The following is a 12,750-nucleotide window of genomic DNA, read 5'->3' on the forward strand; positions in this document are numbered from 1 at the left end:
TATGCTGTCATTTTTAATAAGACGTTTAAACCTATTATTGATCACTGCGTTTATCTTAACGATTATCGCATTTGCAATTGATCGCAGTGTGACCATTGAAAGTGATCTGACATTGTCAGAACAACCTAATTATTTTTTTCAGTACTTGTCTTACCTATTTAATTTGCTGGATGGAAATTTTGGTTATTCCTCTTTAGATAATCAACCATTACTAACACGAGGTTTACTCTTTTTTAATGCAACATTAGAGTTATGTTTTAGCGCGTTATTAATCTCATGTTTAATTGCCATCCCACTTGGTCTACTTGCAGGTTTATTTAGAAATACCAAACTAGATTACATGATAATGACTGTCGCAATTGTTGGTTTAGCATTACCTGTTTTTTGGGTTGGCGTAATGGCAGTCTTATTACCTAGTGTTTGGGGGGATGTTTTACCTGTAGATGGCAATTTAAGCTTAATATATGATGTGCCTACTGTGACTGGTTTTTTATTAATCGACACTTTATTAGTAACTAAAGAATATGGGTTGTTTGCTTTTTTTGACAGAATTGCTCATCTGATATTACCTTCTTTGGTACTCTCATTTTTTCTTGTAACAGAAATTATCCGTCTAACACGTCATTCAATGACAATGGTCATGCGTAGCAACTATATTAAAGCGGCTTATGCAAAAGGCTTTTCTCGCCGTAAAATAGTTTTTACTCATGCATTAAGAAATGCTCTCCCCCCTATTATTCCGCAATTACGTTTACAATTAAGCACAGTGATCTCCTTTGCTATGACCATTGAAATAGTATTTAACTTAGATGGTATTGGAAAGTGGCTGTTTACTTCTTTAAAAGCAGGTGATTACTTAGTACTACCAGCCGGTATGTTAATTATTACAGGGTTTATTTTGTTTTTTAGTATCTTGGTAGAAATTATTATGGTCATTATTAGTCCACTAAGACGAGGTTCGTTATATGTTGATAAATAATGGATTCAACGAAGATAAAATCCAATCACCACTTCGTTACATTTGGTCTATTTTTAAAAGTAAAAGTATTGCTGTTGTGGCAATGTGGTTAGTTATCTTACTCATTTTTGCTGCTATTTTTGCGCCTCACTTTGTACCTCATTCACCATTAGCTCAAAATTCAGACAAGATGTTACTGCCTCCTTATTGGGTTGATGGTGGGGATATAGATCATATACTCGGTACCGATGATTTAGGGCGAGACACATTATCACGTGTATTCCATGGTTTACAATTCACCTTCGGAGGCGCTATATTAATTACCTTTATTGTTGCAATTATTGGTATGGTTATTGGTGCTAGTGCCGCACTTACAAAAGGCATCAAGGCGAGTATTTTACATCATTTATTAGATGCGCTATTAGCCATTCCTTCATTATTGTTAGCTTTAATATTGATCACAATCTTTGGCCCAAGTTATTACAACTGCTTGATTGCAATATCTCTTTCACTCTTACCGCAATTTATACGAGCCAGTTATTTAGCTATTGAACAAGAGCTAGGCAAACAGTATATCATTGCCTTACAGTTGGATGGAGCAACCAATTTACGATTATTCCGTTATGGAATTTTACCTAATATATTAGAGCCCACCATTACCGTTATTAACCGACTATTTACCATGGCTATAATTGAAATTGCTACATTAGGTTTTTTAGGTTTTGGCGCTCAATTGCCACAAACAGAACTAGGCTCTTTAATTGCAAGTAGTATGGAACTCATTTATTTATCACCATGGTTGGTTATTTTTCCTGGGCTTGCCATTTTTTTAGTGATTGTCATTGTTAATGTATTTGCAGAAGGTTTACGACACGCTGTTATTGAAGGAGAAGAATAATGGCTTTATTAGATATTAGAAACCTGAGTATTGATATTGAAACAGCTCAAGGAAAAATTCGTGTTATTGATAAAGCTTCATTAAATATCGTTGAAGGCTCAATTCACGGATTAATAGGTGAATCAGGATCAGGAAAAACCCTCATTGCACAAGCAATCATGGGATTACATAATAATAACTGGACAGTAACAGCAGATCGTATGTTTTTAGGTGGGATAGATTTAACTAAACTATCACAAAAAGAACGTCGCCAAATCATGGGAAAAGAAATATCTATGATTTTTCAAAAACCAAGCTCTTACCTCGATCCTAGTCAAAAGATACATACGCAAATAAAGTCAGTATTGCCAAAACAAACAATGAAAATCCGGATCAGACGTATCCTAGGAAAAATCCGACGGGTTAATGTGCAATCTAGCCGATTACAAATGAAAGAATTATTGCATAAAGTGGGGATCCAGCATGATATCTCGATTCTCAATTCATATCCACATCAATTATCTGAAGGTGTTTGTCAAAAAATAATGATTGCAATGGCAATTGCTAATAATCCTCGTTTAATCATCGCAGATGAACCAACTACCTCTATGGAAGCGGTGACGCAATCACAAATATTTAGATTACTCTATAAACTCAATCAACTGAATAATACAACGCTGCTCATATTGAGTAATAATTTTGCAAATACCAGTAACATTTCAGATTACATGACCCTAGTGTATTGTGGACAAACAGTAGAATCTGGCTCGTATAAACAAATAATTACCTCCGCTATGCACCCTTATACTCAAGCTTTGCTGAAAACAATGATCCATAATGACCCATCACATGAACATAAAGGTGAACTCTATACTTTACCTGGTAATATACCTTCAGCCAATCAATTACCTATCGGTTGTCGATTAGGCCCTAGGTGCCCAAGAGCGCAAAGAACCTGTGTTGAAAATCCAAGTGTGACAATTAAAAAAGGGCATAGTTTCCGATGCCATTATCCAATTAAATTGAGCTAATTATGCAGCCATTATTAAATGTTGTGAATCTTTTCAAAAGCTTTAAACAAGTCTCAGGTTTATTTACTAGCCGTGATCGTATTGCATTTGGTCCCGTTAACTTTACCTTAGAGAAAGCACAGACATTAGCGGTAGTAGGAGAAAGTGGTTCAGGGAAAAGTGCATTAGTAAGAACCATTGCTGGACTATTAAAAGCGAATTCAGGTGATATCTATATTAAAGGAAAAAACATATCCTCTCTTAGTTCTCAAGAGCGTTGTCTTTCAGTGCGTATGATATTTCAAGATCCAAGTAGCTCATTAAACCCTAAAATGACTGTTGGTAAAATTTTAAATGCTCCATTAGAGCTCAATACTGATTTAAATGCAGAACAACGACATCAACAGATTCTTGATACTTTAAAACTAGTAGGCTTATTACCAGATTATTTAGCCTTTTTTCCGAATATGCTATCCAGCGTACAAAAACATCAAGTTGCTATAGCGCGAGCAATGATATTAAACCCGGACATCATTATTGCTGATGAGATACTAGCAATGTTAGATATTTCACTACGATTTAAAATCATAAATTTACTATTAAAAATTCAAAAAGAAAAAGAAATTAGCTATATTTTTGTCGCTCATAACATGCATTTAGTGAGACATATGAGCGATCACATTATCGTACTCCATCATGGAAAAATTATTGAAAAAGGAACGACTGAAAAGATCTGTCATTCTCCTCAGCATGAACAGACAAAGTATTTATTAGTTAGCCACCAACCAGACTACAGGAAATGATATAAATTTCAGATAAATAACAAAAAAGTATTTATTTTATATATACTAAATAAATACTTTTCTGAGCATGTGTGCTTTGAGATTTTACTAATATCATGGAGGACATTAAATGAATGATTACAAAATAAGTCTTTGGCTCACCAATATTATTACAATCATTATCGCAATCAGTTTAGCCTTTGCCATTAAACTTATTTTTAATCCTTTATTATACCAGCAGCAGCAATTAACAGGTGAAAATGAACAATTCACTCAGTTACCCGATCTTGTCAACCTAGATGAACTTAGAGAAAGCATTAACTTAAATCAATTTACTTATATCAAAGTATCAGGTGACAACCTATCTAAACCTATTATTTACACAAAAAAGTCTGAACATGATCTATTCAGTAAAATATTGCCACTCCCGCTTTCAACAAGCACTTCTGTATCAAACCAGCAAACATTTGAATATACATCAACAAATGACTCCTTATTTAAACTCTACCGCTCTATCGTATTGATCATTATTGCAGGTTTAATTTTAACAATGATTATCGCTAACTTTATTTACTTCCGATTATTTAAAAAAATAGAGCATGCTTTAGTTTATGAAATAACTAATGATGTACATAAAGAAACCCCGTTCACGAGAGTCTCTGATGCCTTACACGAACAAAAATTATTAATTCATCAAGCACTACAGAAACAAGAAAGTAAGATAGTTGAATTAGCAGAACAAGTTAATACAGACAATCTGACCGGTTTACACAATCGTCATGCGTTTCGAAAAGAGTTAATTCAAATATTAACCCACGAAAGTAACCCCAAATCAGCTATTTTATTTATTATTCGCTCATTTGAATTATCGGCGATCAATGCTAAACGTGGTTTCCAACAAGGAGATCAATACATTATTGATATTGCGCAGATGATAAAAAAAGGGATCGAAAGATATAAAAATATCCATATTTCACATATCAATGGGGCTGATTTTGCTCTTATTGCACATGAAATGTCGATTAAAGATGCACATCAACTTGCCAAAGAACTAAAACTAAAATTTGATGAATACCAGCAATTTAATAACTTAGATAATGTTGCTTTTAATGGCATGACTGTAATTACCTCCAATCAATTACCAGAACAGGTCTTAACTCGTGCAGATATAGCCTTGGCTAAAGCTCAGTTAGAAGGTGTTAATGCTTGGGTATTTGAACCAAAAGATAATGAAAACGTTGCATTAGGACAACAATATTGGACAACGCTTATCAAAGATATTATTGATAAGCGCTCATTAACGCTTTTATCTCAACCGATTCAAGAAATCCACCGTGAAATGAAAGCTTATCAAGAGATTTTCACTCGTTTCACAGGAGAGAACAACAACATTATTCCAACTGAAAATGTATTTGCTATGGCACTACGAACAGATAACATCATTAAACTGGAACAGATAATTATAGAGAAAGTGATTTCAAAATATCGAGTACAAACAAGTCACCATTGTCGCTGGGGTCTGAATATTAGCTCATCTGCAATACAAAGTAGTAGCTTTAATATTTGGTTAGAACGTTTATTATTAAGAAACCCTGATATTGCTGGCTCACTTGTTTTTGAGATGCAAGAAAAATTATTAGACAACAACTTGATCACCAGTAAACGATTTTTTGAAATGCTCAAAAGAGTTGGTAGCCGCTCAGCAATTTGTAACTTTGGTAAAGGAATTGGTTCGTTTCGTTTATTTAAAGAACTAAAACCTAATTTTGTAAAAATTGATGCAAGTTTAATTCGTCATATTGAAAGTGATAGTGAAAACCAGCAGTTTGTTCGTATGGTGATCGATGTTGCTCATCGCATGGATTGTCAGGTTATCGCAGAAGGTATTGAAGATATTGAACAGAAACAAATTCTTGAAAGTATGCATGTAGATGGAATTCAAGGTTATTTAATTGCTCACCCCACTGTTTTATAGGCGATACGTGGAGTCTTTGTCTTTACATCTACTCCACTCTTTTTATACAATGCGCGCAGTTTTATCACCACTATAAGCAAGGCATACCATGACGCAACAACTGTCAGAAAAAGAGTTATTCAATCTCAAAAAATTAAACAAAGTGTTACGTCGACAAACAGGTCAAGCCATTGCAGATTATAATATGATCGAAGAAGGCGACAGAGTAATGGTATGTTTGTCTGGTGGCAAAGACAGCTACACTTTATTAGAGATCCTAAGTCAATTAAAAGCAGTCGCACCTATCCACTTTGATATCATCGCAGTAAATTTAGATCAAAAACAGCCAGGTTTTCCAGAACATATTTTACCACAGTACCTTAAACAGTTAGGCGTTGATTACCGCATAATTGAACAAGATACATATACCATAGTGCAAGACAAACTAGAGCCAGGTAAAACAACCTGTAGTCTTTGTTCTCGTTTACGTCGTGGCATTTTATATAAAACAGCAAAAGAGTTAGGCGCCACCAAAATTGCACTTGGGCATCATCGAGATGATATGCTTGCCACTATGATGTTAAATCTATTTTTTGCCGGCAAACTAAAATCTATGCCAGCAAAATTAGTGTCAGATAATGGGGAACACGTTGTTATTCGCCCATTGGCTTATTGTAAAGAAAAAGAAATAGAACAGTTTGCCGAGCTTAAAAAATTCCCTATCATTCCTTGTAACCTATGTGGTTCTCAACCAAATTTACAACGCCAATTAACCAAAGAAATGCTAAATGATTGGGAAGTTAATTATCCAGGTCGTTTAGAAACTATGTTCACTGCAATGCAAAACGTGGTTCCTTCACATTTAGCAGATACGACTTTATTTGATTTTAAATCAATTACCAGGGAGTCTGGGATTATAGATGGTGGTGATATTGCTTTTGATAAAGAGTCTTTTGCGGTTCAAAGCCAAACTGTTGAAGATGACACAGAAAATGAGTTCTATAAGCAACATACCGCCGTTCAATTTACAGAAATTAATTAACTGCTTAATTAACAATTTGTAATGAACTAAATATCAATTATTAACTTCGATCTAATTTTAAAGAAGTTAATTAATCATTTATCTCATTTTGTTACAAATATATAAAAAAAAATGATAAGTTTATTCAGATAGTTAATTATAAACACTATTCTATTCGATACTTATTAGTTCTAATAAAAATGATGGAGTCAAACATGAGAACACCTCTTGTAATGGGCAACTGGAAACTTTTCGGCACTAAAGATACTATTTCGGCACTGATTAAAGGTATTGAGGGTACGGCGAATTCAACTAAGAATGTTGAAGTTGTTGTATGCCCCCCTCCAATTTTTATTGAACATGTTGCCAAACTTACACAAAACAATAATCTTAAATTTGGCGCTCAAAATGTTAGTGAGCATATTACAGGCGCATTTACCGGTGAGACATCATCAGATATGGTGAAAGAGTTTGGAGCTAAATATACTTTAGTTGGCCATTCAGAGCGTCGCCAATACCATTTCGAAACAAATGAAATGGTGGCAAGAAAGTTTATGGCTGCACAGAATAGTGGATTAATTCCCGTATTATGTATTGGTGAAAGACTACTCGACCGTGAAACGCATAAGACATTTGAAGTACTTGAAAAACAACTCAAAGCAGTGACTAATCTTGTAGGTGTAGCTGCGTTTGAGAAAGCTGTTATCGCTTATGAACCTATGTGGGCAATTGGAACAGGTAGAGTAGCAACGGCAGAACAAGCTCAAGAAGTACATTCCTTTATCCGTTCTTGGTTAAGAGCACAAAATGAAGTTGTCGCAGAAAAAGTGCAAATTCTTTATGGCGGTAGTGTAAAAGCAAACAATGCAAAAAACTTATTTGCTCAACCAGATATCGATGGTGGATTGGTTGGTGGTGCTGCACTTATTGTTGAAGAATTTGTAGGCATTATTGAAGCAATTTAATAATAGAGTCTAATATTTATATAATTGTATTAAAGGCACTTGGGTGCCTTTTTTTTATTACTTATTATTTAAATTAAATATCCCTTTATTTTCACTTCTCGCACCACCAAAAACCACCCTTTTTAGGTAGTATTTTGCGTTTAATCGCCTTATTTATTAATGATTAAGAGGATATGCATCAAAAAAAATTATCCTCCATTATTTACTGCAACGAAAATCCTCCACAAGCTAAAATCTCATGTTATGATGTCTGATGTAATCACTAATTAAATTGGAGTTAAAGATGAATTCTTCTATTAATAATGCTCAAACACACAGTGTTGGAGTTTCAATTAATAAAGTTTTAAAGAACACATATATGCTGTTAGGAATGACATTAGCATTTAGTGCAGTAACAGCAACAATTGCAACTATGGTTGGTATTGGCCCAATGGTTTCACTTGTATTAATGCTAGTAGGGTTTGCTTTATTATTTGTTGTTTCAAAAACAGCAGATACTAGTAAAGGCTTATTCTGGGTATTTATGTTTACAGGTGTGATGGGTGCATCTCTTGGTAATATGTTAAATCATTATTTAACTATGCCTAACGGCCCTGCCCTTATTATGCAAGCATTAGGTACAACAGCAATTATCTTCTTTGCTTTATCAGCTTATGTATTAACCACACGTAAGGACTTCTCATTTATGGGAGGGTTCTTAATGGCTGGTATGATTGCAGTACTGGTAGCGATTATTGCTAATATCTTTTTACAAATTCCATTATTCCAGTTAGTTATCAGCAGTGTTGTTGTACTAATCATGTCTGGTTTAATTTTATTTGATACAAGCCGTATCATTAATGGTGGTGAAACAAATTACATCCGTGCAACTGTTTCTCTATATTTAAATATTTTCAATATTTTTGTACACCTACTTTCAATATTGGGTATTTTAGACGATTAAGTTTCTAACCAATTAGACTTTGCGCACTTTAACGTGCGCTTTTTTTTACCCTTATTTTAATGAATCGATAATGAAAATAATATTTACCCTGCTATTTTGCTTTTTATTAACAGCTTGTGGCTCCTCTGAAAAACTAACTCCATTGAATCATACACAACCTATTTTAGCCTTTGGGGACAGTTTAACTTTTGGATATGGAGCTAAAAAAAATCAAAGCTATCCAGCACAATTAAGTAAATTATTAAATATAGATGTGATTAACGAAGGCATAAGTGGTGAAACAAGCGATAGAGGTTTAAAACGATTAGCCTCTTTATTGGATCGATATCAGCCGCAGTTAATTATTTTATGCCATGGTGCAAATGATATGCTGCAAAAACAAAGTCTACAGGTAATGAAAAATAACCTTTCACAAATGATTGCAATGGCACAAGAGCGAGATATACAAATTGTTTTAATATCAGTACCTGAAGCCTCTTTATTTTTACCTGATCTTATACAATATCAGGAATTATCAGAGCAATATAATATTCCATTAGAAAATGACATCATAAAAGATGTATTAAAAAAACCATCTCTACGTAGTGATATGATCCATCCTAACGCTCAAGGGTATGGCCTAATTGCACAGGCTATTTATAAATTATTAGAAGATAATGGCGCATTAAATTAATGCACTATTCGATACCTCCCCTAACAATCTGATCATTCTTGTTGGTTGAAAAAGTTAATGGCTATAACCTAACTCTTTTGCAGGCTCTATATTGCTTGCAGTCCAGGCTGGATACAAAGTGGCAACCACACTCATAACAAAAGCAACAACGGTAATAATCACCACTTGATGATAATCAACCTGAGAAGGTAAGTAATTAATAAAATAAATATCGCCAGAGAGTAATTTACGTCCTAACATGTTTTCAAATACACTAAAAATAGTACTCAAATTACTCGCTAGATAAATACCAACAACCGCACCTAAAAGACTACCTAACAATCCATTAAATGCTCCCTGTACGATAAAAATAGCACGCAATGACCATTTCCCCATGCCCATGGTCTTTAAAATAGCAATATCACTACGCTTTTCATTCACAGCCATAACCAAAGTTGACACAATATTAAAACAAGCAACAGCGACAACTAGCAATAAAATGACATACATTAGCGACTTAACCATTTGTATATCTTGGTATAAATAACCTTGGCTAGTGATCCAGCTTTTAATATACATATAAACAGGGATGCTATAAGCCACTTCTCTCGATAACACTTGTGCTTGTAAAACATCATCTACTTTAAAAGCAATCCCCGTCGCATTATTAAGGTGTAACATCTCTTTGGCTTTATTAATATGTATAAAACCTAATGTACTATCGACTTGCCCTCCCATTTTAAATGTGCCAGTTAACACAAATGAGAATTTACGAGCGGCTTTAAGTTGATTAGAGCCAATTTGAGGTAATAAAAGTGAAAGCCTATCACCTACCACTAAACCAAGATGTTGGGCTACGGGTTCACCTAAAATAATACTATTTTCTGATGTTGATAATAACTCCCAGCCACCTTGTTTAATATATTGTTCAATCGAAGTAACTTGATTCTCTGTATCAGGTGTTATCGCACGCATTTGTAATGCTTTCATTTTGCTATCTTTTTGTAATAACGCATTCATTACAATATATGGACTAGCGCCAGCAACACCTGGATGTTTCCTTATTTGAGATAGTATTTGTTCTTCATGAGTAAAATCACCTTTCACTACTTCTAATTCCGCATGCGGGATCACGGTTAATAATTGGTCTCTTAATGCTCTTTCAAAACCGTTCATCGTTGAAAGGCCAACAATTAATACAGCAACACCTAAAATAATGCCGGAGATTGATGCAATTGAAATAAAAGAAACGAATTTGTTTTTATGTTTTGCTTGGCTATAACGTAAGCCAACAAATAAGGGTAAAGGTCTGAGCATTATAACGAATCCTGTAAAACACCATTACTCATATACATCTGCCTATCTAATTTATTAGCTAATTGCTGATCATGAGTTACAACAATAAATGCCGTACCTAACTCTTTATTTAACTCAATGAGTAACTGATAAACCGATTCAGCACTTTTAGCATCTAAATTACCTGTAGGTTCATCGGCAAGTACTAAAGATGGGTTATTGATTAGAGCTCGAGCAATCGCAACACGTTGTCTTTCCCCACCTGATAGCTCTGCAGGACGATGAGCGATACGGCTGCTTAACCCCACTCGATCTAATAAACACATTGCTTTTTCTTGGGCAACTTTAATGCTTTCACCTGCAATCAATAACGGCATTGCAACATTTTCTAATGCGCTAAATTCTGATAATAGATGATGGAATTGATAAACAAACCCTAACTCTTGATTACGCCATTTAGCTTGTCGCTTTGATGATAGCTTATTAATATTCTCACCATTAAATATCACCTCACCAGAAGAAGGCGAGTCTAAAGCTCCTAGAAGATGTAATAATGTACTTTTACCTGAGCCTGAGGTACCAACAATGGCCAGTAATTCACTTTTATTGACAGCTAAATTAACACCATGTAGAACTGGTGTTTGTAGCTTACCTTCTTGATAAACTTTACTTAAATCATGACAAACTATAATCGAATCATTCATATCTTAATGCCTCAACAGGGCTTACTTTACCTGCTCTATAAGCTGGATATAAAGTAGCTAATAAACTTAATAACATGGCGCCAAACATGATAAATGCAATTTGTACGGGCTCATGAATAACAGGTAGTACACGTGCGCCTCCAGACGCATTAGATAAAACATGTAAACCTAAAAATGACATCACCTCATTAATATAAGTACTCAATAGCAACCCTAATCCAGTACCAATTAAGGCTCCGATAATTCCACTAAATGCACCTTGAAGAATAAAAATAAAATTAATAGTAGAGGCTTGAATGCCTAAGGTTTTTAAAATTGCCACTTCAGCACTTTTGTCTGTTACAACCATCACAGAGGAGGATAAAATGTTAAAAGCGGCAACGGCGATAATGAGACACAGTAGTAACCAAATCATATTCTTTTCCATCTTAACGGCTGCAAATAATTCACCGTGAGTACTTCGCCAATCAACAAGTGTTTCACCAGCATCAAGAGAAGGATGTTGCCATGACTCAACAGCAAAGGGGTCGTTAAAATAGAAGCGTAAATCTGTTACTTGCTGTGGTTGAAGACGGATCAAACGAGCAGCATCTTGTGCATGCATTAAAACAAGATGGCTATCGACATCTGAACCAACTTCAAACATACCAGCAACAGTGAAATTACGTTGGCTAGGCACTTGTCCTAAAGGTGTATACCTTGCACCTCTTGTAGAGATAATTCTCACTTTATCACCAAGATGAACTTTTAACTGAGTTGCTAATTGATGGCCAATAATAACCCGGTATTCTCCTGCTTGTAGATCATTTAGTTCCCCCATATAAATACTGTCTTTCACTGTGTGACTTGCATATTTATCTGGATAAATACCTTCAACTAAAGCGCCTTGTAAATTATTAGGGCTCTGGATAATCGCTTCAGCATTGATCATAGGTTCAACAGCAATCACCTGTAAATTTGGAGGTAAGTTGTCAATACGTTGTTGCCAATGATCGATAATATGTTGCTGATTGCTTAATTTCGCTTGTGGAATAGAGCCGAGAATACGTTGTTTTAATTCACCTTCGAAGCCATTCATCACAGATAACACTGTAATTAAAGCCAGCACTCCTAGGATAATTCCCCCTGTTGAAAACAAAGAGACAAAAGAAACAAACTGATTATTTCGTTTAGATTTTGTATATCGTAGACCGATAAATACACTTAAAGGATAAAACATAGTTACCTTTTATATAAAGCTATCTTTTATTGAAAGTGACTTTTATTATGTGTGAGATAATAAATATCACTAAATAGAGACTTAACTCTTTGATTACATTTTAATACAAGGCATTCTAATGTATCTTTATTCGCTTAGACAGACAAAACTCTTGCAAATGGTGCTTCTCTCTCACTCAGAACAACTTGCTTTGTAGAGTTTATGAAAAACAAGAAATTTTAATGATTATTGTAACGCGACAACCGTTAAAGCATTAAATGCATTAAAGCATTAAAGCATTAAAGCATTAAAGCATTAAAGCATTAAAGCATTATTAAAATAATGAAAAATAATAATAAAAAACAGTGACAAAAAACAATTAACATAATG

The 12,750-nt window shown here is 34.4% G+C and carries 12 protein-coding genes; 9 read left to right on the plus strand and 3 right to left on the minus strand.

Annotated elements, in window-relative coordinates; genetic code table 11:
- The first annotated feature begins 1 nt into the window (after position 1).
- From E2R68_RS03105 to E2R68_RS03145, 9 genes are all read left to right on the plus strand, one after another.
- Positions 2–979 (plus strand): ABC transporter permease subunit, encoded by a 978-nt coding sequence (locus tag E2R68_RS03105; RefSeq protein WP_134276046.1) that lies wholly within the window; start codon positions 2–4, stop codon positions 977–979.
- Positions 966–1,856 carry an ABC transporter permease subunit gene (locus E2R68_RS03110; RefSeq protein WP_134276047.1) on the plus strand — a complete coding sequence of 297 codons (891 nt, stop codon included), beginning with the start codon at positions 966–968 and terminating at the stop codon, positions 1,854–1,856. The genes E2R68_RS03105 and E2R68_RS03110 overlap by 14 nt, the downstream gene beginning before the upstream one ends.
- Positions 1,856–2,866 (plus strand): oligopeptide/dipeptide ABC transporter ATP-binding protein, encoded by a 1,011-nt coding sequence (locus tag E2R68_RS03115; protein WP_134276048.1) that lies wholly within the window; start codon positions 1,856–1,858, stop codon positions 2,864–2,866. The genes E2R68_RS03110 and E2R68_RS03115 overlap by 1 nt, the downstream gene beginning before the upstream one ends.
- A complete protein-coding gene (locus E2R68_RS03120) occupies positions 2,866–3,648 on the plus strand; it encodes an ATP-binding cassette domain-containing protein (protein ID WP_445177074.1) in 783 nt (260 codons plus the stop codon). Before E2R68_RS03115 ends, E2R68_RS03120 begins: the two co-directional genes overlap by 1 nt.
- A 109-nt stretch (positions 3,649–3,757) precedes the next feature.
- A complete protein-coding gene (locus tag E2R68_RS03125) occupies positions 3,758–5,602 on the plus strand; it encodes an EAL domain-containing protein (protein ID WP_134276050.1) in 1,845 nt (614 codons plus the stop codon).
- Between the two features lie 88 nt (positions 5,603–5,690).
- Positions 5,691–6,623, plus strand: a complete 933-nt coding sequence (ttcA, locus tag E2R68_RS03130; RefSeq protein ID WP_134276051.1) for a tRNA 2-thiocytidine(32) synthetase TtcA — start codon at positions 5,691–5,693, stop codon at positions 6,621–6,623.
- 194 nt (positions 6,624–6,817) lie between these two features.
- Positions 6,818–7,567, plus strand: coding sequence for a triose-phosphate isomerase (gene tpiA / locus E2R68_RS03135; RefSeq protein WP_134276052.1), 750 nt, complete (start codon positions 6,818–6,820; stop codon positions 7,565–7,567).
- Positions 7,568–7,850: 283 nt separating this feature from the next.
- Positions 7,851–8,510: a Bax inhibitor-1/YccA family protein gene (locus E2R68_RS03140; protein WP_134276053.1), complete on the plus strand. Its 660-nt coding sequence runs from the start codon at positions 7,851–7,853 to the stop codon at positions 8,508–8,510.
- Positions 8,511–8,580: 70 nt separating this feature from the next.
- The gene (locus tag E2R68_RS03145; protein WP_134276054.1) at positions 8,581–9,183 is read left to right on the plus strand and encodes an arylesterase; all 603 of its coding nucleotides are present in this window, start codon (positions 8,581–8,583) and stop codon (positions 9,181–9,183) included.
- A 54-nt stretch (positions 9,184–9,237) separates the two neighbouring features.
- On the opposite strand, the gene lolE is transcribed toward E2R68_RS03145, so the two are convergent.
- The 3 genes from lolE to E2R68_RS03160 are packed head-to-tail and all read right to left on the minus strand — an operon-like array spanning position 9,238 to position 12,381.
- Positions 9,238–10,479: a lipoprotein-releasing ABC transporter permease subunit LolE gene (lolE, locus tag E2R68_RS03150; protein WP_134276055.1), complete on the minus strand. Its 1,242-nt coding sequence runs from the start codon at positions 10,477–10,479 to the stop codon at positions 9,238–9,240.
- A complete protein-coding gene (gene lolD / locus E2R68_RS03155; protein WP_134276056.1) occupies positions 10,479–11,162 on the minus strand; it encodes a lipoprotein-releasing ABC transporter ATP-binding protein LolD in 684 nt (227 codons plus the stop codon). Before lolD ends, lolE begins: the two co-directional genes overlap by 1 nt.
- On the minus strand, positions 11,155–12,381 hold the full coding sequence (locus E2R68_RS03160) for a lipoprotein-releasing ABC transporter permease subunit (RefSeq protein ID WP_134276057.1): 1,227 nt from the start codon (positions 12,379–12,381) through the stop codon (positions 11,155–11,157). Before E2R68_RS03160 ends, lolD begins: the two co-directional genes overlap by 8 nt.
- Between the last annotated feature and the right edge of the window lie 369 nt (positions 12,382–12,750).

The sequence above is a fragment of the Psychromonas algarum genome, assembly GCF_004376845.1.
Classification (GTDB): domain Bacteria; phylum Pseudomonadota; class Gammaproteobacteria; order Enterobacterales; family Psychromonadaceae; genus Psychromonas.

Excerpts from the sequence above, each read along its gene's own strand:
- E2R68_RS03105 (WP_134276046.1), top strand. The coding sequence starts at position 2 with ATGCTGTCATTTTTAATAAGACGTTTAAACCTATTATTGATCACTGCG.
- E2R68_RS03110 (WP_134276047.1), top strand. The coding sequence starts at position 966 with ATGTTGATAAATAATGGATTCAACGAAGATAAAATCCAATCACCACTT.
- E2R68_RS03115 (WP_134276048.1), top strand. The coding sequence starts at position 1,856 with ATGGCTTTATTAGATATTAGAAACCTGAGTATTGATATTGAAACAGCT.
- E2R68_RS03125 (WP_134276050.1), top strand. The coding sequence starts at position 3,758 with ATGAATGATTACAAAATAAGTCTTTGGCTCACCAATATTATTACAATC.
- ttcA (WP_134276051.1), top strand. The coding sequence starts at position 5,691 with ATGACGCAACAACTGTCAGAAAAAGAGTTATTCAATCTCAAAAAATTA.
- tpiA (WP_134276052.1), top strand. The coding sequence starts at position 6,818 with ATGAGAACACCTCTTGTAATGGGCAACTGGAAACTTTTCGGCACTAAA.
- E2R68_RS03140 (WP_134276053.1), top strand. The coding sequence starts at position 7,851 with ATGAATTCTTCTATTAATAATGCTCAAACACACAGTGTTGGAGTTTCA.
- E2R68_RS03145 (WP_134276054.1), top strand. The coding sequence starts at position 8,581 with ATGAAAATAATATTTACCCTGCTATTTTGCTTTTTATTAACAGCTTGT.
- lolE (WP_134276055.1), bottom strand. The coding sequence starts at position 10,479 with ATGCTCAGACCTTTACCCTTATTTGTTGGCTTACGTTATAGCCAAGCA.
- lolD (WP_134276056.1), bottom strand. The coding sequence starts at position 11,162 with ATGAATGATTCGATTATAGTTTGTCATGATTTAAGTAAAGTTTATCAA.
- E2R68_RS03160 (WP_134276057.1), bottom strand. The coding sequence starts at position 12,381 with ATGTTTTATCCTTTAAGTGTATTTATCGGTCTACGATATACAAAATCT.